Annotated in this window: 33 protein-coding genes and 1 riboswitch; of the genes, 30 read left to right on the top strand and 3 right to left on the bottom strand. The window is 36.4% G+C overall.

Translation table 11 applies throughout. The features are described from left to right. The first annotated feature begins 100 nt into the window (after window positions 1–100). The 3 genes from VBD025_RS14565 (at window position 101) to VBD025_RS14555 (ending at window position 2,835) form a co-directional block, all read left to right on the top strand. Window positions 101–1,273: a hydroxymethylglutaryl-CoA synthase gene (locus VBD025_RS14565; RefSeq protein WP_430786727.1), complete on the top strand. Its 1,173-nt coding sequence runs from the start codon at window positions 101–103 to the stop codon at window positions 1,271–1,273. Between the two features lie 627 nt (window positions 1,274–1,900). Next, window positions 1,901–2,419 (top strand): tubby C-terminal domain-like protein, encoded by a 519-nt coding sequence (locus VBD025_RS14560; RefSeq protein ID WP_430786725.1) that lies wholly within the window; start codon window positions 1,901–1,903, stop codon window positions 2,417–2,419. A 23-nt stretch (window positions 2,420–2,442) separates the two neighbouring features. After that, the gene (locus tag VBD025_RS14555) at window positions 2,443–2,835 is read left to right on the top strand and encodes a hypothetical protein (protein WP_430786723.1); all 393 of its coding nucleotides are present in this window, start codon (window positions 2,443–2,445) and stop codon (window positions 2,833–2,835) included. 62 nt (window positions 2,836–2,897) lie between these two features. On the opposite strand, the gene VBD025_RS14550 is transcribed toward VBD025_RS14555, so the two are convergent. Both VBD025_RS14550 and VBD025_RS14545 read right to left on the bottom strand, forming a co-directional pair. Then, window positions 2,898–4,550, bottom strand: coding sequence for a diguanylate cyclase domain-containing protein (locus tag VBD025_RS14550; protein WP_430786721.1), 1,653 nt, complete (start codon window positions 4,548–4,550; stop codon window positions 2,898–2,900). 103 nt (window positions 4,551–4,653) lie between these two features. Next, window positions 4,654–6,231: an EAL domain-containing protein gene (locus VBD025_RS14545; RefSeq protein WP_430786719.1), complete on the bottom strand. Its 1,578-nt coding sequence runs from the start codon at window positions 6,229–6,231 to the stop codon at window positions 4,654–4,656. A gap of 285 nt (window positions 6,232–6,516) precedes the next feature. On the opposite strand from VBD025_RS14545, the gene VBD025_RS14540 reads away from it, so the two are divergent. The 27 genes from VBD025_RS14540 to VBD025_RS14410 all read left to right on the top strand — a co-directional run bounded on the left by VBD025_RS14540 (window position 6,517) and on the right by VBD025_RS14410 (window position 24,590). After that, window positions 6,517–7,332 (top strand): helix-turn-helix domain-containing protein, encoded by an 816-nt coding sequence (locus tag VBD025_RS14540; RefSeq protein WP_430786717.1) that lies wholly within the window; start codon window positions 6,517–6,519, stop codon window positions 7,330–7,332. A gap of 73 nt (window positions 7,333–7,405) precedes the next feature. After that, window positions 7,406–8,002, top strand: a complete 597-nt coding sequence (locus VBD025_RS14535; protein ID WP_430786716.1) for an MEDS domain-containing protein — start codon at window positions 7,406–7,408, stop codon at window positions 8,000–8,002. Between the two features lie 135 nt (window positions 8,003–8,137). Continuing rightward, window positions 8,138–8,223, top strand: a riboswitch (cyclic di-GMP riboswitch). A gap of 229 nt (window positions 8,224–8,452) precedes the next feature. Beyond that, complete coding sequence (locus VBD025_RS14530; RefSeq protein ID WP_430786714.1) at window positions 8,453–10,519, top strand: flagellar assembly protein A; 2,067 nt, start codon at window positions 8,453–8,455, stop codon at window positions 10,517–10,519. Window positions 10,520–10,539: 20 nt separating this feature from the next. Next, the gene (locus VBD025_RS14525; RefSeq protein ID WP_430786712.1) at window positions 10,540–10,851 is read left to right on the top strand and encodes an STAS domain-containing protein; all 312 of its coding nucleotides are present in this window, start codon (window positions 10,540–10,542) and stop codon (window positions 10,849–10,851) included. Between the two features lie 254 nt (window positions 10,852–11,105). Continuing rightward, a complete protein-coding gene (locus tag VBD025_RS14520) occupies window positions 11,106–12,446 on the top strand; it encodes a methyl-accepting chemotaxis protein (protein ID WP_430786710.1) in 1,341 nt (446 codons plus the stop codon). Between the two features lie 624 nt (window positions 12,447–13,070). Continuing rightward, window positions 13,071–13,484: a hypothetical protein gene (locus VBD025_RS14515; RefSeq protein ID WP_430786708.1), complete on the top strand. Its 414-nt coding sequence runs from the start codon at window positions 13,071–13,073 to the stop codon at window positions 13,482–13,484. Window positions 13,485–13,624: 140 nt separating this feature from the next. Further along, entirely contained in the window at window positions 13,625–13,915 is a 291-nt protein-coding gene (locus VBD025_RS14510; RefSeq protein ID WP_430786706.1) for a hypothetical protein, read from the top strand. A gap of 16 nt (window positions 13,916–13,931) precedes the next feature. After that, entirely contained in the window at window positions 13,932–14,126 is a 195-nt protein-coding gene (locus VBD025_RS14505; RefSeq protein ID WP_430786704.1) for a hypothetical protein, read from the top strand. Between the two features lie 17 nt (window positions 14,127–14,143). Next, window positions 14,144–14,674 carry a dihydrofolate reductase family protein gene (locus VBD025_RS14500; protein WP_430786702.1) on the top strand — a complete coding sequence of 177 codons (531 nt, stop codon included), beginning with the start codon at window positions 14,144–14,146 and terminating at the stop codon, window positions 14,672–14,674. 30 nt (window positions 14,675–14,704) lie between these two features. Further along, entirely contained in the window at window positions 14,705–14,869 is a 165-nt protein-coding gene (locus VBD025_RS14495; protein ID WP_430786700.1) for a hypothetical protein, read from the top strand. A 31-nt stretch (window positions 14,870–14,900) separates the two neighbouring features. Further along, complete coding sequence (locus VBD025_RS14490) at window positions 14,901–15,647, top strand: GNAT family N-acetyltransferase (protein ID WP_430786698.1); 747 nt, start codon at window positions 14,901–14,903, stop codon at window positions 15,645–15,647. A 5-nt stretch (window positions 15,648–15,652) separates the two neighbouring features. Further along, window positions 15,653–16,123 carry an NUDIX hydrolase gene (locus VBD025_RS14485; protein WP_430786696.1) on the top strand — a complete coding sequence of 157 codons (471 nt, stop codon included), beginning with the start codon at window positions 15,653–15,655 and terminating at the stop codon, window positions 16,121–16,123. A gap of 48 nt (window positions 16,124–16,171) precedes the next feature. Continuing rightward, window positions 16,172–16,378: a hypothetical protein gene (locus VBD025_RS14480; protein ID WP_430786694.1), complete on the top strand. Its 207-nt coding sequence runs from the start codon at window positions 16,172–16,174 to the stop codon at window positions 16,376–16,378. Between the two features lie 28 nt (window positions 16,379–16,406). Then, window positions 16,407–16,802, top strand: coding sequence for a hypothetical protein (locus tag VBD025_RS14475; protein ID WP_430786692.1), 396 nt, complete (start codon window positions 16,407–16,409; stop codon window positions 16,800–16,802). A 41-nt stretch (window positions 16,803–16,843) separates the two neighbouring features. Continuing rightward, window positions 16,844–17,860, top strand: coding sequence for a phosphotransferase family protein (locus VBD025_RS14470; protein WP_430786690.1), 1,017 nt, complete (start codon window positions 16,844–16,846; stop codon window positions 17,858–17,860). Continuing rightward, complete coding sequence (locus VBD025_RS14465; RefSeq protein WP_430786688.1) at window positions 17,853–18,716, top strand: alpha/beta hydrolase; 864 nt, start codon at window positions 17,853–17,855, stop codon at window positions 18,714–18,716. The genes VBD025_RS14470 and VBD025_RS14465 overlap by 8 nt, the downstream gene beginning before the upstream one ends. 38 nt (window positions 18,717–18,754) lie before the next feature. Further along, window positions 18,755–19,642: an NAD-dependent epimerase/dehydratase family protein gene (locus VBD025_RS14460; RefSeq protein WP_430786686.1), complete on the top strand. Its 888-nt coding sequence runs from the start codon at window positions 18,755–18,757 to the stop codon at window positions 19,640–19,642. Window positions 19,643–19,745: 103 nt separating this feature from the next. Continuing rightward, window positions 19,746–20,303, top strand: a complete 558-nt coding sequence (locus VBD025_RS14455; RefSeq protein WP_430786684.1) for a cysteine hydrolase family protein — start codon at window positions 19,746–19,748, stop codon at window positions 20,301–20,303. Between the two features lie 68 nt (window positions 20,304–20,371). Continuing rightward, a complete protein-coding gene (locus VBD025_RS14450; protein WP_430786682.1) occupies window positions 20,372–20,749 on the top strand; it encodes a hypothetical protein in 378 nt (125 codons plus the stop codon). Window positions 20,750–20,779: 30 nt separating this feature from the next. Continuing rightward, window positions 20,780–20,980, top strand: a complete 201-nt coding sequence (locus VBD025_RS14445) for a hypothetical protein (protein WP_430786680.1) — start codon at window positions 20,780–20,782, stop codon at window positions 20,978–20,980. 28 nt (window positions 20,981–21,008) lie between these two features. After that, a complete protein-coding gene (locus VBD025_RS14440) occupies window positions 21,009–21,824 on the top strand; it encodes a TIGR01777 family oxidoreductase (RefSeq protein ID WP_430786678.1) in 816 nt (271 codons plus the stop codon). A gap of 31 nt (window positions 21,825–21,855) precedes the next feature. Beyond that, window positions 21,856–22,116, top strand: coding sequence for a hypothetical protein (locus VBD025_RS14435; RefSeq protein ID WP_430791434.1), 261 nt, complete (start codon window positions 21,856–21,858; stop codon window positions 22,114–22,116). A 265-nt stretch (window positions 22,117–22,381) separates the two neighbouring features. Then, the gene (locus tag VBD025_RS14430) at window positions 22,382–22,534 is read left to right on the top strand and encodes a hypothetical protein (protein ID WP_430786676.1); all 153 of its coding nucleotides are present in this window, start codon (window positions 22,382–22,384) and stop codon (window positions 22,532–22,534) included. Between the two features lie 188 nt (window positions 22,535–22,722). Continuing rightward, complete coding sequence (locus VBD025_RS14425; protein ID WP_430786674.1) at window positions 22,723–22,866, top strand: hypothetical protein; 144 nt, start codon at window positions 22,723–22,725, stop codon at window positions 22,864–22,866. A gap of 27 nt (window positions 22,867–22,893) precedes the next feature. Further along, the gene (locus VBD025_RS14420; protein ID WP_430786672.1) at window positions 22,894–23,430 is read left to right on the top strand and encodes a hypothetical protein; all 537 of its coding nucleotides are present in this window, start codon (window positions 22,894–22,896) and stop codon (window positions 23,428–23,430) included. Window positions 23,431–23,515: 85 nt separating this feature from the next. Beyond that, a complete protein-coding gene (locus VBD025_RS14415) occupies window positions 23,516–23,710 on the top strand; it encodes a hypothetical protein (RefSeq protein WP_430786670.1) in 195 nt (64 codons plus the stop codon). Between the two features lie 25 nt (window positions 23,711–23,735). Further along, window positions 23,736–24,590 carry a phosphotransferase family protein gene (locus tag VBD025_RS14410; protein ID WP_430786668.1) on the top strand — a complete coding sequence of 285 codons (855 nt, stop codon included), beginning with the start codon at window positions 23,736–23,738 and terminating at the stop codon, window positions 24,588–24,590. A 2-nt stretch (window positions 24,591–24,592) separates the two neighbouring features. Here the strand turns inward: VBD025_RS14410 and VBD025_RS14405 are convergent, their stop codons facing one another. Next, window positions 24,593–25,126, bottom strand: coding sequence for a DinB family protein (locus VBD025_RS14405; protein ID WP_430786666.1), 534 nt, complete (start codon window positions 25,124–25,126; stop codon window positions 24,593–24,595). Window positions 25,127–25,154: the final 28 nt, after the last annotated feature.

Genomic DNA, 25,154 nt, shown 5'->3' with positions numbered 1-25,154 from the left:
AAAATTTAATTCTCCCAGCATTTGTAGTAAACTGTTAAGTGCGCAATTTATGAACGAACTGTAGACAACATTTACTATCAGTCAGCAAAGGAGAACAATCATGAAAATAGGAATTGATAAAATAGGTTTTTACACACCTCAACTATTCGTTGATATGAACAAATTAGCAGAAAGCAGGGGTGTGGAGCCGGAAAAATATACGGTCGGTATTGGGCAGGAAAAAATGTCTGTACCACCGATTACGCAAGATCCCGTGACGCTTGCAGCAAATGCAGCATTGGAAATTTTGGACGAAAAAGATAAAGAAGAGATTGACTATGTGATCTTCGGTACGGAGTCAGGTATCGATAGCTCTAAGTCAGCAGCAGTATATGTGCATGATTTGCTTGGGTTAAATCCTTATTCTCGTGCAGTCGAAGTGAAACAGGCCTGTTATGGAGCGACTGCTGGGATACAAATGGCAAAAGGACATATTGCATTAAACCCGGAAAGCAAAGTATTGGTTCTCGGTTCTGATATTGCACGATACGGACTGAATACGCCAGGTGAAGCAACGCAGGGTTCAGGAGCAGTTGCAATGGTAATTAGTGCAGATCCTAGGATTTTGGAGCTTGAAGACGATACTGTATATTTCACTACAGATATCATGGATTTCTGGCGTCCTATCTATTCAGATAAAGCCTTCGTGGACGGGAAACTATCGAATGAACAATACATTTCATTTTTTACAAAAGTTTGGAAGAAGTTCAAGGAAAAATCTGGCCTCGAGCTCAAAGATTTTGAAGCTATTTGCTATCACTTGCCATACACAAAGATGGGGCTAAAAGCGCTGCAGACTGTGTTGGACGAGGGTACAGAAGAAGTGAAAACCCGATTACTTGAAAATTATACGATCAGCGCTCGTTACAACCGAAATGTAGGGAATATCTACACAGGCTCATTATATCTAAGCTTTCTATCACTTTTGGCACGGAAAGAAGATTTAGATGCTGGCTCCAGAATCGGACTATTCAGTTATGGTTCAGGAGCGGTGGGCGAATTCTTTACTGGCTTACTGCAGGCGGATTACCGCGAGCATTTATATGTAGAAAACCATATTAAGATATTTTCCTCTCGAAAAGAGATTTCCATTGCGGAATATGAAAAAGTATTCCAACAAACACTTCCAACTGACGGTTCAACAATCACTTTCGATATCGAAAGTGATCCTGCACCAATCTGCCTCGCAGGAATGGAAGATAACAAACGAATATATGTAAATAAATTAAAGTAGACACAAGGGACGCGGGGACGGTTCTGTTGTCCCGCTGGGACAGCAGAACCGTCCCCGCGTCCCTTATAGGCGAAAAGATGCTAATTATCCATATTGCTAGCAACCCATTTAAAAACATAAAAGGAATGGACAACAGCATAGCGGAACTTAGGCGTTTAGGTTCCTTCATAGGCACCCATCCATCAGAAATTAACTGTTTATGCAAACCTTCTTTTAACGTTGGCATTTTATTTTGTATCTTCAACTATTCACCCCACATCGGGACAAAGGGACGGTTTGAGATCACTGAAAAAGTGTTAGATTTTAAAAATTTTACGTATAGCCCAGTCTAACATCATCGAATTCACGAGACTCCTGTGGGAATAGCGCGAGCTGAAGATCCCGCAGGAAAGCGGTTTTTGCTTATCCGAGGAAGCTGAAGCCGTGCCCACGGAAAGCGAAGTGAATTCGATGATGTGATGGTAGATCTACTGATTTCGTTTTCATGTACCTTTTTCAGCAATCTCAGACGGTTCTGTTGTCCCTTATTGAATTAATTCGTAATATTAAATTTATTGTACCATAAACTTAAATTTCTGGTAAACTATACCAGTAAACGAATAATAGTGGAAAGGAAGATTGATTTACATGTATGAATACCGATTTTTTAATACGATCTCAACAAAGCCTGCAACAATTTATGATGAAAATGAGAATGGAATAGGAACCGTTACAAAAGTATATGAAAAACCGGTATATAAAATACTCGACATATTGTTAAATGGCCGTATTTTTGTGAATTACAAAGTAGAAGGCAGTAACGGCGACGTAGTTTTTAAATCAAAAAAGGATCCGGGATTATTTAAAAGGAGACAGTATCATATTCATTACGGCGCACGAGATGATGAGTCATACATACATTTGATGGATAAAAAGAACTTTGAAATTGGAGAACGAACTTCTTTCGAATACAAAGGAGATACATATGAGCTGGAAAAATCTATCGGAGGCTGGGCCGCAATCAAAAAAGATGGCAGTGTTATTGCAGAGTGGAAGAGTTCTTTAAAAGTACCTTTCAAAGCGTATTTCAGATTAATAGAAGAAAATCACGAAGAAGATGAACTGCTATTTCTCGGACTGTTTCATACATATCTGCATGCACCTTAAAAGATTTTGAAAGGAGGAAAAACGTGAACAGGTCTAAAATATTCATGTTATCTGCAGCAGGAGTTGTTTTCTGTGCGATATTAGGAAAGACAATTTATGACTGGGTGAATTTTCATCAGCTCGAAGGTGGAAGTATATTCTTTATATTTCTTTCCTTATCTTTCTTCTTTAATATTCTTAAGTGGGGAAATCATGAAGGCAGAGGAGAAAAAAACGATGCGGATAAACATATTGAATTAAAAAGCGCACAGATCAGTTATTTTGTAATAATGGTCTTATCAGGTTTAATCCTTTTCATTAGTGAAGGAACTGGTGATTTAAATGAGATTAATAACTTACCTCTACTCACAGTCGTCGGACTAACTTTCGTATTACTGCCAATTACCGAACTAATCTACTCAAGAAAATATAAATGAGCGGGACACGGGGACGGTTCTTTTGTCCCAGGGACAAAAGAACCGTCCCCGTGTCCCGCTGCTTAGGCAAGTCTGATGGTGTTTTTGCCTTCGCTTTTTGCTTTGTATAGAGCTTCGTCTGCATGTTTAACGATTGTATTTGCAGCTACAGATTCAGCGTCTGCTACTGAAATACCGATACTGACGGTTGCTTTTATTTTATGATGTTCAATACACCAGCTATTATTTAACTCTACCTGCATTCGCTGGGCGACTTCCCACGCTTTATCTTTTGAAGATATATCAGGTAAAAGAACAATAAATTCGTCGCCGCCTAACCTTGCAGCGGTATCCATATCACGAATGGATTTTTTTACACGGGTACTGAACTCAATAATAATTCTGTCACCGATATCATGACCAAGCTCGTCGTTTATTTTTTTCAAATTATCTAAATCCAACATCATTACTGCGAATTGCTGATTATGTTGTTGAAATCTAGTTATTGCCTGCAATAACTTTTCCTGGAATAATCGTCGATTAGGTAGACCAGTCAAGGAGTCGTGGAAGGCGAACTGTTTCAGTCTATCTTCGTGTTCTTTTCTTTCTGTAATATTTCTAGTAACCGCGACCATATGAACAAATTTATTTTTTTCATTAAATACAGGAGAACAGTGAATTTCCAGCCACATCCAGCCATTTGTTTGGTGCAATAACGGTAATTCGAAATAAGTTGAATTTCTATTATCGATGGATGCTTTAAAAACTATACTAAATTTCTCTCTTTCCTCATCGTTCATAAAATGAAGAAAAGGAGCTCCGATGTAATCTTTCGAATCAATGTCAAGAGTTTTTGCATAGGATGGGGAAGCATAAATGATAGTACCTTCCCGGTCTAAAAGATTTATCAGATCCTTAGAGTTTTCGGCAATTAATCGAAAGCGTTCTTCACTTTCTTTTAATGCAAATTCCAGTTTTTTATTAGAGGTAATATCCTTGGCGCTGACGTAAACACCTTCAATACCTTCTTTCAATACTATCGGTGTCATTTTAACCTGTAAATATACGCCGGATTTTTGTCTGTTTCGTATGTAGGTCTCAAATGTTTGAGAATCCCCTTTAACCGCTTTCAAAAAACACAATTTAGCTTCTTTTCTTCGCTTAGGTGTAATCAGTGATACAACGTGCGTATGTAGATCTTCTGCATCATAGCCTATAATTTTTTTGAATTCGCTGTTTTCGTTTACGATTCTACCATTTAAGTCCAGGGCGAAAATAGCGTCCGAGTTATGTTCAAATAAAGATTTATAGCGCTCATTGCTTTTGTTGAAACGGCGTGCAGATTCTGCAGCTTTTTTCTCAGTGTGACTTAGTTTCGTAATATCCTTCGTTAATGCCACAATATGTGTGCATATTCCTCTTTTATTAAACAACGGCGTTAATTGGGTTTCTGAGTAAATTTCCGTATTGGCAGTGGAATGAAAAGAATCCTGATATGTAATGCTGTCATTAGTTTTAACTACTTGTGTATATTTCTGGTATAACAGGCTTGCTACAGTAGGAGAAAGTACTTTACTTAAACTGGATCCAATGTCATTTTCGGTAAGGCCGGTTTTTCTTTTTGCCGTATCGTTAAAAAACTCATAAATGAAATCATTTTCACATACGCGCATAACGAACACCATATCTTGAAGACCATTATTTAACACCTTTTGAAATAAATCATATTTTTCCATGAATTATTAACCTCTCATTCTACTTACCTGCTTCTGATATATTATCAGCTATAAGAGCTAAATAATCAATGTTTAAATAGTCAATTATACCCACTTGCATTCCTTAACTATAAGATGGTGTAATTTCACGAAGTATTGTAACGATATTGGAATTTTGATCATTCTTTTCAGTCTCACGGGTTAAATGGGATTCGACAAGTAGATAATGACCTATGTCATGGCGAATCCGGAATTCTATGTAACTAGGCTCGTTTACTTGATTCAATATATTAATCTTGTCTTTCACATTCTGAAGGTCATCAGGATGAATCCATTTCGCAAACATTTCGCCCTCCATTTCTCCAGGTTTCACACCAAGCGTTTCTTTGTGGGAAGGAGAAGCATAGTGGATGATTCCCTCACTATCGATTATTAAAACCAAATCTGTTATATTATCAGCAATAAGCTTCCATGTTTCTGTTTTTTTTGTCAGATTCTGTTCAACACTTCTTTGATTGGATAGTTTCTTCCCAATACAATAAACCCCAACAATTTTTTCATCTAAAAGAATAGGAAGACATGTCACCGAAAAACAAAAATGTGAATTGCTTTTATGGGTTAAAGTTAGTTCGATAGATTTTGGTGATTTCATCTTAATCACTTGGCTGAAATGTTCGGATGCGTTCAAAATTTCACATGAAAGCACTAATGACGTAATTTTTTTATATAAAAGTTCTTTTTCAGTATATCCCAAGATATGTTCAAATGCTGGATTTACACTTAAAATATTTCCACTCAAATCAATCGAACAAACTGCATCAGGATTATATTCGAAGAGGGAATAGAACCGGTTATCATTATATTTTAAGGATGCAATATCGATCTCCTGTTCTAGCGCTGCCATTTTTATGATTGCGTTCTTCTCGTACTTCAAAATATCCTCTTGGTATTTATCTGCAAACAGAGGCTTACTGAATAAGTATCCTTGCACGATGTGACAGTTATGCAGTGAGAGAAAGATGACTTGCTTATCTGTTTCTACTCCTTCGGCCACAATCGTCAATCCGATGTTTTGTGCTAGATGAATGACGTTCTTCACTATTGTTGCTGCCTTGACATTACCGGGGACATTATTTATGAAGGATCGGTCTATCTTCAGCACATCAATTGGAAGCTCCCGTAAATAAGATAAGGATGAGTTGCCGACGCCAAAATCGTCGATGGCAATGCGTATTCCAAGGGTTTTTAGCATATGCAGTATTTCTTTTGCTCCGTGTATGTCTTCCATAATGGCGCTTTCTGTTACTTCCAGCTCCAGATAATGCGGTTCGAGCTGAGTTTCTTTTAATGTATTTACAATCATTTCGTAGATGCTAAATCGTTTAAAGTTAACAGATGATATGTTTACGGATATTGTTATCTTTGGTAAACCCATATCATGCCATGCTTTATTCTGGCGGCAAGCCTCTTTCATAACCCATTTCGTCAAATCATGTATCATGCCGGTTTCTTCAGCGATTGGAATGAAGTCTGACGGCGGAATCCAGCCGTGTTCTGGATGTCTCCACCGAAGTAAAGCTTCAGTCCCAATTATCTCTCCGGTTGCGAGTTTAACTTGTGGCTGAAAACAAAGACTCAGTTCTTTTCGAACAATAGCATAGTTCAAATCATTTTTAATTAAACTTCTTACTTCATTATTCATGGTGCCTCCCCCTAAATATTCGTATCAATCAAAATAGCATATTTTATGCAGTACTGGTATTCAGATTTGATTAGTATTCATATTACCTGTATAAAACTTGTTAAATCAAGTCGATTGGTAAAATGTGTCAACTTGCCACATTTAATAGATATAATACTAGGCCTATAAATAGTATAGTTGTAATATTGTATGGATTTGCTTGCATTATTGCTTGATTTTGTCCAATTCTCAATTACATTGAAGATTGAAAACATGAAATTGGTTCAGATGTTGGGGGGCAGGAATATGAAAAGAGAGTGGTTAATCAAAATTCGGAATTCTCGTCGATTAACCCAGAAAGAAGTTGCCTCTCAGGCATTTATTGATAGAGGGTATTATTCACAGATTGAAACCGGAAAACGAAACCCTAGTCACACTGTTGGACATAATATAGCAAAAGTACTGAATTTTGATCCATTAAAATTTTTTATGGATCGAGATAATTATCAGTCTATTCCGCACACATTAGTCAATCGAACCGTAACCGATCATCTAAAAAGTATGGAGTGTGGGCAATTGCTTTATCTTTACGATAGCATTGAAGCGTACAGACAACATGCACTTACATTTCTCTGCTCCGGAGTTGAAAAAAACAGCTACTGTTTTATCATTGACCATCAGGAGAATTTCTTTGATATAAAACATGGACTGGAATCGTTTTTAGAGGATAGTGAATATAAGAAGTATATTTTTTATATAGACAGGTCTGAGATTGATCACTTAGATCTTAAGGGGATTGCTGATTATTTCCAAAACCTGCAGTCCAAGTTCGAGGACAATGCATCTATTCGGATATGGTCACCTAAAGAAAATAACCTTGAAAAAGACTGGCTATCAAAATTAGTTGACTACATAAATGTTGAGAAACCAGAACTCAATTTAACCAACGTTTTATTTGTTCGTTCATATAATGCTTCGATGATCTCAGCAGGAACACATATCAGATTAATGAAAACCTACCCCTATCTTATGACTGATTTTGAAATAGTAAGTTCACCTTTTTGTTTATCGAGTAACAATTCATTTATATACCCGTCGATTTACATTCAGGAACATATGTAGTCAATTTTGTCAGGTTGTAAAGCGATTAGCTGGTATGGTTAAATGTAGGATAAACATTGAAAGAAGGGTTTGTATGACCAAATTTATTCCGTTAACAAATTATTTGGAAATTTCCAGTCCTGCACACATTCTTTACTTCTTTGAGGAAATGAAATGTTATTTAAAAAATATGCTCGCTTATATAAAAGCGGGAATCGAAAGGGATCATCATGTACTAGTGTTAGAAAGGCGTGAAATTTTTAGTGAAGTGGAATATGAATGTAAGCAGCTATTTTCAGAGAATCAACTGAAATGCATTCATTATATTGATAATTACTCATTTTATCAGCGTTATGGCGATTTCCAGATTAATAATATTGTTAAGCATTTCGGGGAAGTGTTAGCCCCTTTTTTTGAGAAAGATATTAATGTTCGCATCTGGGCACATGTTGAATGGAATGAAAACAAGGCAGTTTCAACTACTCTTGAAATGTATGAGCGAATGGCAGATCACCGTGTAAAAGAGATGGGGCTAATCTCGGTATGTGCATATTCGGGTTCAGGATTATCGGCTTCACTCCAAAATAGTTTACTGAAATGCCATGAGTATCTTATGACAGATGAAGTGTTTGTTCGGTCATCGTTGTATAAAAACCCGAAACTGAAAAATAATGAAACAGATTTAACTTAATTGAATTGCAAAAAAAATCAGTTAAATATTGATGGAATCTATTGCATGTTTGTCGAAAATGGAATATGATACAAGTAGAAATAGTCATTTAGAACTATATTTTGTAGAATTTTGTCTTATTTATATCATATTTACCTACGATAATGGCAAACTTACTGAAAAGTAAGGACGCAAAGCTACGGGTCTAAGGTCTAACAGACTAAGATCGCCGAGTTACCGAAAAGGGTTGGAAATTACCCGTAATCAATAATTCTGCTGAAGTATTGATCTATGGAGTCCACCAGTCTTTTTGGTGGACTATTTTTTATGGAAATCTTTTGAGGTACCAGGTACTTAATTTAATTAGCGCGCAATATTTGAACATCATTCTTTCGTTCAAGCGTGAATGAAGCATATAGAGTAAAAGAAAGGCTGCAATTCCCAAGAATAAAATCACAGGAGGCTGGGCTTATGCAAAGCATTGTGTCCAAAGGAGAAGACGTTCGACAGGCTATACAACTTGGGTTAAATCTATTAGAAGTAGAAAAAAATCAAGTTAATATTGAAATCATCCGAAATGAATCGAAAGGGTTAATGGGTTTTGGTCGCAAAAAAGCAATTGTAAAATTAGATCTAGCAACTAACATAACCATTCCAAGCACAAATAATCCTGCAGGTAAGAATTCTTTTGAAGATATTCAAAAGATGGTTGATTCCTTACCAGAAGAAAACATGAATGAAACGGACCGCAATACAACGGAGACAAAAGTTAAGAAAACAGATAAAGTGGAGTTGGAAGGGAAAGTCTGGGTTTCAGATGGTGAAATTCATGTCAAAGATTCTCCTGTAAGATTCCCGACTATTACGATGAAAAAAGGTATAAAACTATTTAAAGACGGAATGCAAGTTAAGGAAAACACCCTGCTTGTTTCAGAAGCGGACAGTTTGATGGTTCAACTGGAGGAAGAAATAAAAGAAACCAAGTGGAAGATCACCACTGATTCTAAAAAATTAACTGCAGTATTAAAAGTGACGCCGGGTTATAAAATTAGTCATAAACTTATGGATACAGCACCTTCTGAACATCTGGAGCTGTTAATAGAAGATTTGCAGGAAATTCATAATACGTTAGAATACTATGATGTTATGCAGGAGCTGGATCGTCAGTTCATAACGTATGGTATAAACAAGAATGAAATTACAAATGCAATTAATGCTACCGAAGAAAGTACATTTGAAATAGCGGTTGGTAAAGAAGTAAAACAAGGCTTAAACGGATATATCAATCTTAAATTGGATTTAAACACAAAGACAGTCTATACAGAAGATGAAACTGGAAAAATCAATTTCCGTGAAAGTATTATTATACCAACTGTTGACCAAGGGGATATTATTGGAGATATTATTCCACCATTAGTAGGCAGACCGGGGATGACTGTTACCAATGTAGTTGTTTCACCCAAACCTGTATTCCCTATGATTGTCAGAGCTGAGAAGGGTGTGTTTGAGATAGATAATAAACTTGTAGCAATTGAGGCAGGTCGTCCAAGTATCTTAATAAAAGGTCAGCTTGTAAAAGCATCTATCATGCCAAAACTAGTTCATGATGGCAACGTGAATATTTCAACAGGAAATCTTAGATTCTATGGTGATATAGAAATTTCAGGTGAAGTTGAAGAAAATATGGTCGTTGAATCAGGAAGTGATGTAATAGTTAATAAGTCAGTAAACGAAGCAACTATCTCAGCTTCAAACTCGATTGTAACGTATGGAAACGTTTTAAGTTCTACATTAACGGCTGGTAAAAATAATATGGTTATTGTGGAACAAGGTAAGTTATTTGAAGAAATGCATCCTCATTTGGACAATATGATAAAAGTAATAAATCAGCTTACGCTTACACCAGCTTTCAAATCCAGTGATTTTTCACATGGTGGATTGCAGCCGTTGATCAGAATTTTATTGGAAAAGAAATTCAGTGAATTTTTTAAGCTTATAAAATTATATGTGGAGAAATCAAAAAAGGATAAGGCGTTTTTAGATGAAGATATGGTGCTTGTATCGAATCAAATTAACCATTACTTTTTATTGTTATCCAGCCAGATTAAATCTGTTAAGCAGCTGAAAGAGCTATCTGAAAAAATGAAAGAACTTGTTGAATCAAGTGAAACACCAATTTCAACTGAATCGTACCTCACTATTTCAAGTGCGCTGAATAGTAGTTTATATTGCAGTGGTAATATTTTAATCATTGGCCGAGGCAGTGTAAGCACCAAAATATTTTCTGGCGGTAAACTGAAGATAACTGGCAGCCTTAGAGGTGGTAAAGTTTTTGGTGAATTAGGTGCTGAGTTAAACGAAGTAGGAACTCCTAGTGGAACGACTACAACTATTGAAGTTCCAGCCGACAAAACTATCCAGATCAATCAGGCATTTGGTGGTACAATTATTAAAATTGGCCACGTAAAGCACACGATAGAAGAAACCACACAGGACATTTACGCTCGATTGAATGATGGGAAAATCACACTTGAATAATGTTGATAGGAGGTTTGCTGATGTTTAATTATACAACGACGAAAAATGATGCTGATTTACACGTTTTTTTTAACGGAGACCTGGACATTGAGGGCACAGAATTAATCGATGAAGAACTTATCCCTTTTCTATTAAATTTAAAAATTGTTTCGATAAGCTTTAAAGGTGTTCCATTTGTTGATTCCTCTGGTATGGGGTTATTTATGAAACTAATTCATACATTAAAAGAAAACGATGTAATTGTAACAGTCTCAGAGATTAGACCTGAGGTTTACAAAGTATTCGAACTGTTAGAGATACCAGAAATTGTAGGAGAAAAAGTCTTCGTCTAAGTAGAAAGGGACAGGGGGACGGTTCTTTTGTCCCAAAAACGGGGACACAAAGAACCGTCCCCCTGTCCCCAGTAGTAGTAAAAAAGAAAAGAGTTGCGAGTAGACTGGTCAACAGAACCATCCCTTTGCCCTTTCTTGCCAGAATTTGTCGAAAAGACTACATTTCGCACCCGTTTATACCGATGTAGGAAGTAAGACGCGGGACAGAAGAACCGTCCCCCTGTCCCAAAGGTAAAGTTGAAGGAGCGAATTAAATGGGTAAAAGTGCAGCAGAGGTAAATTTAAATAGGATAGATAAAGCTAACATTGGGGGATTTGCAAAAAATAAACTGACTCTTAGTATGAAAATGATACTCGCCGTTATTGTGAGTTTGTTGATCAGTTCACCAATTTCAGCGTATTTAAATTCGGTGGTTAAAGGGTATATCGAGGGTAGTTTTGGAGTTTATGTTAATACGCTGGTAACGCTAATTGTATCAACAACCATCATCACGATATTCGTGCGCTTTTTAATAATTCGTCCGTTAAGCAAAGTAGAAGAAGCAGTGAAATTAGCTGCTGAGGGTGATCTTACTGCAACTATTGACCATAAATCCAACGATGAGATTGGTAATCTGGCAATTACATTTAATGAAATGATTGATGGTTTGCAGGTGTTAATTGGAAAAACGAATCACACGGTTCTTAAGGTCGCGGATTATTCTAAGCAATTAAATAATGTGGCTGAAGAAAACAGCAAAGCGATTGAGCAGATTTCATTATCCATTCAAGACGTGGCCGCAGGGGCGGAAGGTCAAGTTAATAATGCCTCGGATCTCGTTGATTCAGCAAAACAAATATCAGTTGGGATGAAGCAGTCAGCGTCATCGATCGATACAGTAGCGAGTATTTCAAACTCGGCAACTAGTAAAGCTTCAACTGGTAATGAAATGGTTGTCAAAACGATTCGGCAAATGAAAGATATTCAATCATCTGTGGGAGAGACCTCAAATGTAATCGGAGCGCTCGAGGTTAAATCGAACGAAATCGGTGAAATTGTTGAAATCATTACACAGATAGCTGATCAGACTAATTTACTTGCACTCAACGCTACCATCGAAGCGGCCAGAGCGGGTGAACATGGTAAAGGATTCGCAGTCGTAGCAGATGAAGTGCGTAAATTGGCAGAGCAATCTGGAGAAGCCGGAAACAACATTCAGAACATCATTAAAGATATTCAAGTTGAAACGAACTTAGCGGTTAAATCGATGGATCAAGGGAAAGTAATCGTTGAAAATGGAATGAAATTGGTCGATGTAACAGGAGATAATTTTAAAGACATTTCAGTTGATATTGAAAAACTATCACATCAAGCGCAGGAAGTATCAGTCATCATAAATCAAGTTAATGCCAACGCAGATGAAATGGTAAGTAAAATTGAAAACGTCTCAGTTACAGCTGAACAAGCATCAGACAGTATTCAAAACGTGAGCGCTGCAGGTGAAGAACAGAATGCATCAATGGAAGAAATATCAGCTTCCCTTGTAGCATTAAATCAACTGTCAAACGACCTGCAAGCGGATTTAAGTAAATTTAAATTTAAACAAAACAACTAATTGAATAGCAGGATGACCAAAAAGAAGCCGCATACCTAGAATAAATAGGCGTGCAGCTTCTTTTTGGGACAAAAGAACCGTCCCTCTTGTCCCTTGAAATAAATTGGAGAAATAGCAAAGTATTCTGTGTTTTTATGGTAAACTGTTACTAAATACATAGTAAAAGTGGGTGATTTCATGTGAAAATTCTATTTTTGATTCTTTTAGCTGCTTCATATATATTGGCTTTTTCAATAAATTTAATCCCTTCCCTAAAACATCCTGACACCACAATGAACATTAATCTGCTGTATGTATCAGCTTTTTATTTGTTGGTATTGATTGCTTTTATTATTGTAAGCTCAAAAATAGTTAAAGGAACCAAAATAATTAGAATTTTTATGATCTCAGGAATTATTTCAGGGATATTGATTTGCATAATAACAACGTTTGAATACATAATGATTGAATATTTTATTTTGGACATTCTAGCATCTATTCAATATCTCGTTTATCCCATTTTTATGACACCATTATTCGGATTTAATTTTCTATTTAACCTAATGTATGGGAAATTTTCTTTGTTGGTTTCCTTAGTCTATCTCGTACTCTGGTATCTAGGATATAGAACTAAAAAGAGGTGAAATGATGAATAATAAAGCTACAGTAAGTGTTGTTGGAATTATTTTGTTTGCAGTTTTTACAGCAGTTTTTTTAGAAGACAAAGCAAAAAGTGATCAATCGGAAATAGAGGCGGTGGATACAAGTGTAAATCAGGAACTCGTCCATCCTCTGTTTTCGGATAATGCCGATTACTATTCATTATTAGTAGCTGAAGCTGAAAATATTGACCAGCGAGAGTGGATGAAAGAAAACAACATAAATAATGTAAACACCATTCACGGAAGGTCCTCAGTTCATTCTGTAAATGCGGAATACCCATTCCTGGATTTAGAGAAAGCACCGGCTTTTGTTTTGTTTAACAGACAAGGAATAGTTTATAAAACATATAAGGAAAAGGATGTAATTCAGTATTTGAAGAGTCACGATCCAAGTTGAAAAGTGGCAGCCTATCAGTTCCACCTTTAGCAATGACCATTACTGTATTTGCTTTCCTGCCTCTTACTATTTAATTATTTAACAAAAGAGAGTCGGAGTAGAATAACGAACCAGGTAATTGACAGTAAAGGAAGTTTTACATGCAAAATTTTATTTTTCTAATACTGGCTGTGTTCATCTTAATAGTAGTAATCAGAATGCTAGCTTGTGTTGGGGTGAAAAAACCAGCATCTCCGATAAAAGAAGTTAAACATAACGTAATTAAACTTTTACTCGGAATTGTACTTTGTACGATCATTCTGGTTATACCTTATCAGATATGGATGTTAACAGGAAGTTCTCATGATTGGGACGCGGCTTACATTATTGGGGCAACCGCAATTATAACTGTTGTTTTTTGTTTTTATTACTATTATAAAAGAGTTACTTAAATTTAGGAGTGTTCATATGGAAATTCCAGATATTTTATGGGGAATATTTTTTGTAATTGTTTTTAGCATATTTTTTATAGGTAAATATAAAAAACACAAGAAATCCCAAAAACCTCGTAACAAAACAGATCACGAAAAAGAAGTGGAGATTGCAATAGAGAAGGAAAAGTCGAGAAGAGGTGGCCCGCCAACGATGGGTGGCATGCAATAGAAATAGGAGGATGTTATATGATGGACAACAAAAATTTAGTGTTCTACGGTGCTACTAGCATGGACGGTTTCATTGCGCGTGAGGATCATGCACTGGATTGGTTAATTGGAACGGAAGGAGAGGAGGACACTAGTTATCCTGATTTCTATGAATCTTTGGATACAATTTTAATGGGAAGAAAGACGTATGAGCAAATTCAAATTCTTTCACCAGAAGAATTTCCTTATCAGGATAAAGAATGTTACGTATTCTCGCGATCCACGACTGGGTCAGATAATTTTGTCGAATTCATTAATGAAGACGTTGTCGAGTTTACGAAAGGGTTAAAGCGCTCAGGGAATAAACGTATTTGGATCGTCGGTGGAGGGGAATTATTGGCACCGCTTCTGCAGGCAAAACTAGTAGATGAATTTTTTATTCAAATCGCGCCAACTATTCTTGGAAACGGAATCCCATTATTTCAACCAGGTGATGTAGAAAATAAATTAACGCTGGTAGATGTAAAGCAGTATAAGCAAATAGCTGAAGTGCATTATGTAAAAAAATAATCAGGTTAACATGATTGTGAGGTGATCGAATTGAAAAGCTGGCTTTATGGATTATACGCTCTACTAATAGCAATCGTTTCGATATTCACTGGTGAATTAGTGACTTTTATTATGCTTGGGTTTATATTAATAAGTCTGCAAAACATTCATGCTGTATTGAAAGAGATTCATAGAGTCCAAAAGAATAAACTTTAGCAATAGAACTATAGAGAAAGTAGTGACCTTCATGGAAGAAGAGCAATTAACGAAAATCGCCTTATATGGAAAAGTGAAGTTTGTGGAAGGCGAAAACTTCGTCACAATCGAGGATACGAAACACCTATCAGATCAAGAAATGCTGAAGTTAATCGATTATCTCGTGGATGAACCATATATTAATCACTTTCAAAATGTAACGATTCTTGCTTCTGACAAGTTTAATACCGAAGTAAGCACTCATCTGGCAGATTGCGGATTTGAGCTTCATGATGAGAATGTCACAGTTCAGAAACGGTTGGTGGACGAACTGGAGCTTGATGAACCGACTTTTACATTAAGAAATATTAAGGAAATACCATTGAGCATGTTCAAAGATATATGGGGCGAATCCATGTCTGGTTCGTTGAACGCGCCATCCTTGTTGAGCATGGACGAACAGATGCGAAGTGTTAAGAAAGAATTAGGCCCATCCTATGAAGATTCGTGCATCGTCGCATTTGAAAACGAAAACCCCATTGGAGTTGTGATGCCGCATATCGAGCCTGGGACTACAGACGAAGGAAGACTGTTTTTCTTTGGCTTACTTCCAGCGCAAAGAGGAAAAGGCAAGAGCAAATCACTTCACCGACAGGCGCTTGGTTTGCTGAAGGATTATTTTAATGCTGCCTATTACATTGGCAGTACTGGATATAAAAATGTGCCGATGCTTAAAACGTTTGAAAGTAACGGATGTACTATTCTGGAACAAAATAAAGTCTATAAAAGAAAGAAGTAATGTCGATGTTAAAATACACAGTTTGTCATATTCGAAGAGGGAACGAGTTGTTATTGCTGAACAGAAACAAGCATCCGAATAAAGGAATGTGGAATGCTGTTGGAGGGAAGATTGAGAGAGGTGAAACGCCTTTGGATGGGGTCTTACGAGAAGCCTTTGAAGAAACTGGGATTAAATTGGACCATGTTTTGGAGGCAGGAACAGTGCTTTGGGACAGTGAACGTGAAACATCAGGTATGTCTGTTTTCATTGCTGAACTTCCTGCAGACTTCAACTTTAAAACGCCAGTGAATACAGAGGAAGGAATTCTTGACTGGAAAAAAATTGATTGGGTGCTGGACCCGGATAACATTGGCATAGTCGATAATATTAAGGTTTATTTGCCGTTTGTGTTGGATGGCGAATACGATTTTGAGTACCGATTTAAGTATAAAAATGGTGAGATGCTGGATTATGTAGTTTCCCAGTATAACTAGACAAAAGAATGAAATTGATTTTCTGCGTAAAATACGAGGAGTGATTAAATGGATTTTCTCAGCTGGAACGATTTCATCCAACCGACAAACCCGTATGCATCCATATTTTTCGGTGTGATCGTTATTTCTGTCCTTTCACTTATTATTTGGCTCGATGATAAAAATGTAAAAAAGACGGCAATTGTATTTGTAAGTGGATTCTGTTTTACCATAGTCGGCGTGGCACTCCTAAATTTTTTCGGTGCTTATGGATAAGATACCTAGGAGTACAAGGTATAAACTGGTGAAACTGTTACCATTTTTCTTAGTTATTTTACTTGCTGCTTGTTCCGAACAAAAGGTTGATAAAGTAACAAGAATTGCTGTTGAAATAACTGATGAAAAAGATAATTATGAAGAATTAATTAGTATTACAGACAGCAAACGTATTCAGTTAATCGAGGATCAATTTAAAAAAATAACCTGGCAACCAAACGTCCAAGTTTTAATGAGCAGGAAGGAGGATGTATTGGTTACCTTTTTTAATAAATATGATGAAAATATGCCTGAGCGGCTTTATGAGTATAGAATTTGGTTTAACAAGAGTTCGGCAGAAATAATTAGTAAAAAAGAGAATGAAAGCTATGGTAAGTTAGATGAGGAGGACTCAAAAAAATTAAAGGAATTGTTAGCAAACTAGAGCTTGATATATTCATGGAAATACGCATAGGAGGTGACTTAATGAAATCTGGCTGGGAACGCTCACACGAAATGGTAGTGCCGGATATTGATACAATCCGCACAGTACTTAAACCGTTTCTAAAAGAGGGGATTATAACTGAAGTCCAACCATTAAGCGGAGGGTTAAATAACTCAAACATAAAAATTAAAACTAATACCGGTGAAATTTTTGTGCTTCGGATATACAGCAAAAGCGATAAAACGATGGAAATTGAAAGAGATATACTTGTTCTTCTGCAGAATGAAGTTCCAGTTCCTCAGGTTCTCTATTTTAATTCGTTCCGTTCTGAATTTAATTACCCATTTATTTTATTAAGTTGGATTCAAGGACGTCCACTTTCTGAACTAATGAATCGAAACAATAAACAACAAGTAGCAAGTAATGCAAACGAGCTGGGTAGATATTTAGCACACATACATAAAATTAAATTTCCAGAACCCGGTTTTTTTGATGAGAAGTTAGAAATTAAGGAAACGATAAACTTCAATGAAGACATGTTTATGATGCTAATTGAAGAAATGCTTGTAGATGGTTATGGTGGGAGACATTTAGGGTCTGAAGTCTGCAGCAACGTGCTGAATTTCACTCGAAAACATGCGTATCTTTTAGATAATCTAGAAGAACAAAAATCCTTAGTTCACAGTGATTTTAACCCATTGAATATCCTGGTTGTTGAAAAGGATAGTGATACAAATGTAACAGCCATATTAGACTGGGAATATGCATACAGTGGGTCTCCTTTATCCGATATTGGTAACATGCTCCGATATGAAGATAGTAGAACCTCAGAATTATTGGAACCATTCATTTTGAGTTATCAGGAATATGGTGGTCATCTACCAGAAAAGTGGCTGCAGAAAGCAAAGCTTCTCGACCTTATTGCGCTCTGCGATTTACTGAATAAAGAAGCGTGTGGAGAAGTTAGATTAGCAGATATTAAGGGATTGATTTTAAGGATGATGGATGAATGGGATGCGTATGCAGCAGTACAGGGAGGCTTACATAAATATGGTTAACTATCACTCTGTAATCATTGGCAAAGGAGAACCCTTAATCTTTCTTCCGGCAGCAGGATTTTCTGGGATGGAAGGGTTAAATATAGCAGAATCATTAGCTGAGGACTATGAATGTCATTTGCTGGATATGCCGGGTATGGGAAAAAGTGAAGGTATACATGGAAAGGTATCCAAGCAAAAGATTGCGCAATGGTTAAAGGAATATTTTGATCAGCATAATTTTAAGAAAGCAGTACTGTTTGGTCATTCGATGGGTGGAGCACTCGCCATGTGCTTTGCATCGATGTATCCAGATCGAGTGACAAAACTAGTTTTGCTCGATCAGGGACATATGAAGATACCAAGATTTCCGATAAAAGATTTTGGGCCATTTGGTTACGTGATGCCATTAATGAGTGGTCTTGAAAGACTGGCAGGAAAATCATTCATTAGAAAAATAGAGAAGTTTTTTATATCAGATACAGCGCCCTCTGAAACAGAAAAAGATAATCAACGTGAAGCGTTTTGCGAGAGATTAGGATTAGAAGAATCAGATCATATAAGAAAAGCATTTAACGATGAAGCGCCGTTCACTAGCGAAGGTCTGCGCCTTATGTTTGGATACTATCGATTAAATTTACCTAAAATGCTTAAAGAATTGAAAGTTCCCTGTCTGCTTATTTACGCATCCTTCAAAGGTATCGATGAGAAGAGAGCAGTTAGTGTTGCTAAATCAGTCAATAAACTCAGTGGCGCTAAAAGTATTAGACTATATAAAATGGACACCCATCATTATGTACATTGGTCAGGTGATGAATGTCTGTTGGAAATAAAGCGCAGTTTAGGAAGTTCTAATAGAACTGTATATAACTATTAATTTAACTGCAACATTATTGAAAGAAGCGTGAGTCCAAGATGGATATTTCGGATAAAAAACTATTAGTTACTGGAGTAACAGGTACTTTAGGTGAACGTGCAGCGAAAAAATTTTTGGAAGAGGGCGCTACTGTAATTGGTTTAATACGAGATAGAAGGAACGCATCCAAATTAATCGGATTAGGAATTAATCCGGTCTTAGGTGATTTGGCAAATAAAGATTCATTAGTCGATGTTACAGAAAATATTGACATCATCGTACATTGTGCTGCTTATTTCGGAGATGAATTGGATGAAGCGATTCGTTCAAATATTACTGGAGTGGAAAATATAGCGAGCGTTGCAAAGAAGTCAGATGTTAAGAAATTCATACATATATCAACTACATCAGTTTATGGTGAACCGGAAGACGGTTTTATCGAAGAAACCAGTCCAATAGCGGTAGATCATGAAGAAGTTTATATTCACACAAAAGTACGATCCGAACAGATACTTAACTATTATATAGGTAGAGGTCTTGATGTCACTATCCTACGTCCTGGGGCAATTTGTGCAGAAGAAAATTCATATTGGGGAGACAGGCAAATTACTCGTATGTTAGAAAGTAACACGGTGAATTGGGTTCATCCTGATGACCTTGTTCCCTGGATACATGCAGATAATCTAGTCGAAATGATAGGTTTGGTCATAAAAAGTGGTTCGATCGGAGAAATTTATAATGCAATTGACGGAAATTATGCTGAAGAAACTTTTAGAGTTAGGCTAGTCTCAGCTTTAAAAAAGAAGCTAGTAGTACCTGACCGATTGATAGACCGTCCCATTTATTCTAACTCCAGGATAATAGAATTAGGTTATACTCCTATCAAATCTTTTGAGCAAACCATCTCAAATCTTGAGAAAATAGCTGTTAGCCGGTTGAAGGGATAGTAAAATTTTATTGAATAAACTGAAAAAAATAATAATTATTGATATAATATAAATTATAGAATAGCTTATTTACAAAACAAATACATTCTTAGGAGGAAAAAATTTGAAACAGACTTTATTGGTTATTGATGCACAACAGGAATTAATGGACGGTAATAGCGAAGAGGCAGGCGTTTTTGAGAAAGAGAAGGTCATTTCTAATATTAATATAGTAATTGAAAAAGCACTAAATCAAAATATTCCCGTTGTATTTATTAGAGATGTAGATGTTGCGAGCGGCGTAGGACCAGGATTCCAAGTTCATAAGGATATTAACGTACCGTCCACAGCCACTATTTTTGATAAAGCGGCAACGAATTCATTTTATGGTACACCATTACTTGAACATTTAAGTGAAAATACGGTGGAACATCTTGTGATAATGGGGTGTAAGACGCAGCATTGTATCGATACAGCTGTGCGAACAGCAACGATCAATCGTTTTGACGTGACATTAGTTGGAGATGGGCATTCTACCTCTGATTCAAATAGTTTATCAGCAGAACAAATTATTCGTCATCACAATGAAACACTCCATGGGCATTATAATGTTGATAATTTTTCGATGGTACGGAATGCTGAAGCAGACTTGTTTAAGCCAGAGCATTATAAGCATCGGTAATAAACTATTAGGAGTGAAATACAATAGATTTTAAAGAATTGACTAAGAAAAGAGACGTATTTCTTTCTTTGGAAAGGATTTCTGTACCGCGAAGAGCAAAAGGGGAAGATACTTTATCAATTTTTGTGAATATGTCTAATGACTTCGGAGCTTTGCATATCCCGGAAGAAGATAAACAAATTACCAAACTTCAAATCGCCTTTCCAAATCCTTTAACTTTTTCAATTATCAGTGATGATTTCACCTATTACGATCATACTGAGGAATACAGTGGAGAGGCTTTTAGAATCTATACTAAATCCAGACATTTGGACTATATTGAAAAAATGACTCAGAGCCGAAATGAAACATTTTCGTATGGCGAATGTGTGCAATATACGTTGAATTGCTTTGAGGATACCGTGGATATATTTACTAGTATTGCACCATCGATTATTGAAGTATAAAGGCAGATGAGTTTTTAAGGAGTGAAAGTTATGTCAAAAAAATTAAAAACTATCTTATTCTGGTCTATTGTATTTCCATTGTTAACCACTGCGCTTCGGCTTATTATAGACTTTCTTCTGGGAAGGGAAATAGCTTGGATCTCATATACCGGCGTATACTTAGGGGCAACGGTTGTCGGCTTGGCAATAGCGGTATCTCAGGGGTATGTAACAAGAAGTACTAAAAACTAACTACAACTTATGAGAAGGAGTTTTAGCAATGAAGAAGGTAGTTTTAGCAGGAGGAACAGGTTTTATTGGTAAGTATTTTGAAAAGAAATTAACCGAACTTGGTTATGACGTGCATATCATATCGAGACGTTCTCCAAATATTTCCTGGAATAACAGGAAAAGGATCAAAGAAGCACTGGAAGGTTCTGAACTGCTTATTAATTTGGCCGGTAAATCTGTAAATTGCAGGTATAATGAAAAAAATAAAAATGAAATTATGTATTCAAGAGTACATACTACAAATACGCTTGGTGAAATTCTAAAGGCTTGCGAAAATCCACCTGAAGTATGGATGAATTTCAGTACAGCTACTATTTACAGACATGCAGAAGATCGACCGATGACGGAAGAAAATGGAGACATTGGAGAAGGCTTTTCGGTTGATGTGGCAACAAACTGGGAGAAGACTTTCTTCGACTTCGATCTGCCAAAAACCAGGCAGGTAGCGCTTCGAACAGCTATTGTTCTAGGAGAAGACGGTGGAGTGATGACACCATACCGAAATCTAGTGAAAATGGGACTTGGAGGTATTCAGGGATCAGGAAACCAAAAATTCAGCTGGATTCATATTGAAGATATGTTTCAAATTGTTCGGTTCCTGAAGGATAGAACGGATCTTCGCGGAGCATTTAATTGCTCTGCACCGAATCCTGTAAGTAATTATGAGCTTATGAAATTGCTGCGTGAACAAATGAATAGGTCAGCAGGATTACCTGCACCTAAATGGATGCTGGAAATTGGATCAATTTTTATCAGAACAGAAACGGAACTAGTGTTAAAAAGTCGCTGGAAGATATACTGGTAAAATAGTTATTTTAAATTCAATGCGGTATGAGGTGGGAGTATTGTGTAACGCTAACAAAACAGACAGGTTAAATGAAGAACCTTTTGCTTACCAAACTACTAAAAAAGGATCCGTATTAATAAGTTATGAAGGTAAACAAATCAAAATTGTTAATGGTAAAGAAGCTGAAAAATTAATAGCGAGATTAGAAAAAGCTGGTGATCAAGCGAGGGAAGTTCAGCTTTTATTAGCAAAGGTAACGGGTAATTTCAAGCGTGGAAATGAGAAAGCAGGCAAGAATAAGTTTAAATAAGCTACCTGGAGGGGTAGTTTTTTTATTGAAACTTCATTGAATAATATAACAACGCTTAATTTATGTCATTAACGGTTTTAGTCGTCTTGGCTATTGATTCTTTATGTTACAAAAAAGTGAGATATATGGTGATTGAGCACTTTGAAATTTCAGAAAAATAAGGTTATACTACTAGTTAAATATTACCTATTTTATGTAGATAAAGTCCAAATGGATTCTGCTTACTACATAAAAGCAATTTTGAATTTCAATTGGGGGATGTTCAATGAAATTAATGCATGTAAGTATACTAGTTTTAGTCATCTTTGGTGGTTGCAGTAATGATCCAGATAAAACCGAAAAAATAAGGGTTCTTAAGAATGAAAGTACCGTTACTTATGTTGAAAGTCTCAAAGTTTTAGCCCCAAGATTTGTTTAGAAAATAATTTCGCTGAAATTCAATCCATTGATCCGTTCTTTGTAACTTTTAATGTAAAAGGTGATCTAAAAACGATAATTGAAAAAGATTCTAATACCACCATTGATAGTAGAAATTTAAATCTTCCCGCGTTATCTTCATCCAAGGAATTATTTTGTACTGGTATCAATTTACAACTAGTAAGAGCTGTGAAACAAACTGTATTAGAAAACTTGATTCAAAATGGGAACATCGTGGTAGCTGTAACAGAACCGAATGGTGATATGATAACAAAAGTTGCATTAGAGAAATTAGTAATCGGAAAAAATGATGGATCTGCAGTTGACCCTTAATCAAATCGAAAACAGGGAGTGAGATTTTTGAGGAAAATGATTGTTTTATTAATCTTAATCGTATTACTTGGTGCATGCCAACCGAAAGATGAATTAAAAGAAAAAATTTATGACGGTGAGGCGTTACGTGTGGCCGTGATCGGGGATGTTCCGAAAGTACGCGAGGACCAAGTGAATTTTGAGAAGGTATCTTGGAAAGAGATGGCAGAACTAACGGTGTCTGAGTATGATGCTGTAATCGTGATGGAAGATCATTTACCTGAGGCAGCGGCTAAGAAAAATAAGGAAATTTATAAAAAAATAAATATTCCTTTCTTCTTTGTTGGTTCGAAAGCAAGTCATGTCCCATTTACGAGTGAGGATAACAGTTTATCTTATAAGGAACATGCGGAAAGGATAAATGATGATGAAAATTTCATCTCAGGTATTCTCTACAAAAGTAAGAAGGAAGGATTTAATGGCTGGAAATTCAGTTACCCAATTGAAAATAATAAATTTCAAAAAGATAAAGTAAAAGGAATCTATTCTGCTGTGTTTAAAGTGGTTGAAGCAGAAAGTCTTTAGATTTTCTCAGGGAACTGAAACTTTTTGCTTTGCGAATCGTAAAACTGTATATAACAGAATCTTTCGCGAATTGGAGGGATAAGCCATGAATGACTGGTGGAATAGAAAGAAACAAAAAACTAGAAAAAGCAGGAAAAATCGCGGGGACTACAGGTCAATTGATTTTATTTTTGATATGCTTTTTTGGATTCCTGAGTTTGCTTTATTGCCATTTAGGTTACTGTACTGGTTGATAAGAGGGGCAGGAAGACTAATAGGAAACATTTCAGATTTTACGTAACCAAACATATGATTAGGGGGATTACATGGGAATCGAAAATATACTAGAGAAGTTGGGGTTACCTCCCTCCAGCCATTACGCAGAAATATCAGGAGGGAGAGACTGTCAGGTATATAAAGTTGATACCATCAATGCTTCATATGCTTTACGCATTTTACCTATACATAGGCATAACGAGTTTATTCAGGAAAAAAAGATAATTGATTTCGCCAAAGCTAATGGAGTGCCGGTACCTGAAGTGACTAAAGTACTTTCTACGGAAGAATACTCAGTTATGTTAATGGAATGGGCTTCAGGGCAAACGGTGTTTCAGGAATTGATGGATCGACCGGAAACTGCAGATTCATTAGGATATGAGTTTGGAAAAACCCAAGCGATCATAAATAGAATAACTGTGCCTGCTACTTTTCAGAAAACAGAAAATTCTTGGTTGTCACCAAGTATAGAAGAAGAAAAAGTAATTGGTAGAATCCCCAAAAACGAGCTTCTTCATAACTTCGTTCATTTGGATTATCATCCACTAAACGTCCTAACAGATGGTAAGAAAATTACCGCTGTCATTGATTGGATAAATGCATCTATAGGAGATTATCGCTATGACATTTCCCGAACATTTTCACTTCTTCGATTAGAAGGAGTCAAACACTTCAAAGACGATCGAGTTACGTTAGAACAATTTGAAACCGGATGGAGAAAAGGATATGAAGAGGCCGCTGAACCTTTTGATTCACTGGGTTATCTATCGATATTCCATGCATGGAGTGGTCTAAGGTTACAAACAATGCTGTCAAATTCGCTGGATGAAAATACTAACGTGAGAATTACAGAATGGATAGCCTATTGGCTGAACGAATTCGACGAATCATTTGCTAGTAAATGAGATTATTTTTTATTGTTTTTTAGTATCCCTAAGTAGTCCTGCCAAGGTCCTACATCTAATCTGTATCTCTCGGCCATTATTCTTACGATTTGATTAATGTGGGTTAAATCGTGAACCGCCCAGGTAGAGAGTAATTCCCTTACTTTTACAGCACCGAAAGCAGGGTGTAATCCCTTCTGTTCAAGGTGTACGTTGGGATCGATTAATTCCTCTATTGTGGAAATGTTTTGTGTTCTAATTGCTTTAATATCAGCCAGCCGTTGATCAATCGATAATTTAGTTTTATTTTTCAAATGTGCATAACGATCAAAAGGTGGAAACTGCTTTGGTTCTCCTTCGTTTAAAATACTTTCTAACCGCGGTATCCAATTATTTTTTTCACACTCAATAAGGTGATCAATCACTTCGTAAGTATTCCAGGTGCCATCTCCCTCATTACACTGCAGCCAACCTTCGGATAAACCAGACAAGAGCTGCTCCAATGTTGCTGGAGTGCGTTCCAAAATTTCTATAGCTTCATTCAAGTTAAAGTTCATAAAATCCCTCCTATACTATAATAATAGC

Source organism: Virgibacillus flavescens (assembly GCF_050574275.1).
GTDB lineage: Bacteria > Bacillota > Bacilli > Bacillales > Amphibacillaceae > Virgibacillus_F > Virgibacillus_F flavescens.
This window is presented reverse-complemented; position numbering and strand designations above follow the sequence as displayed.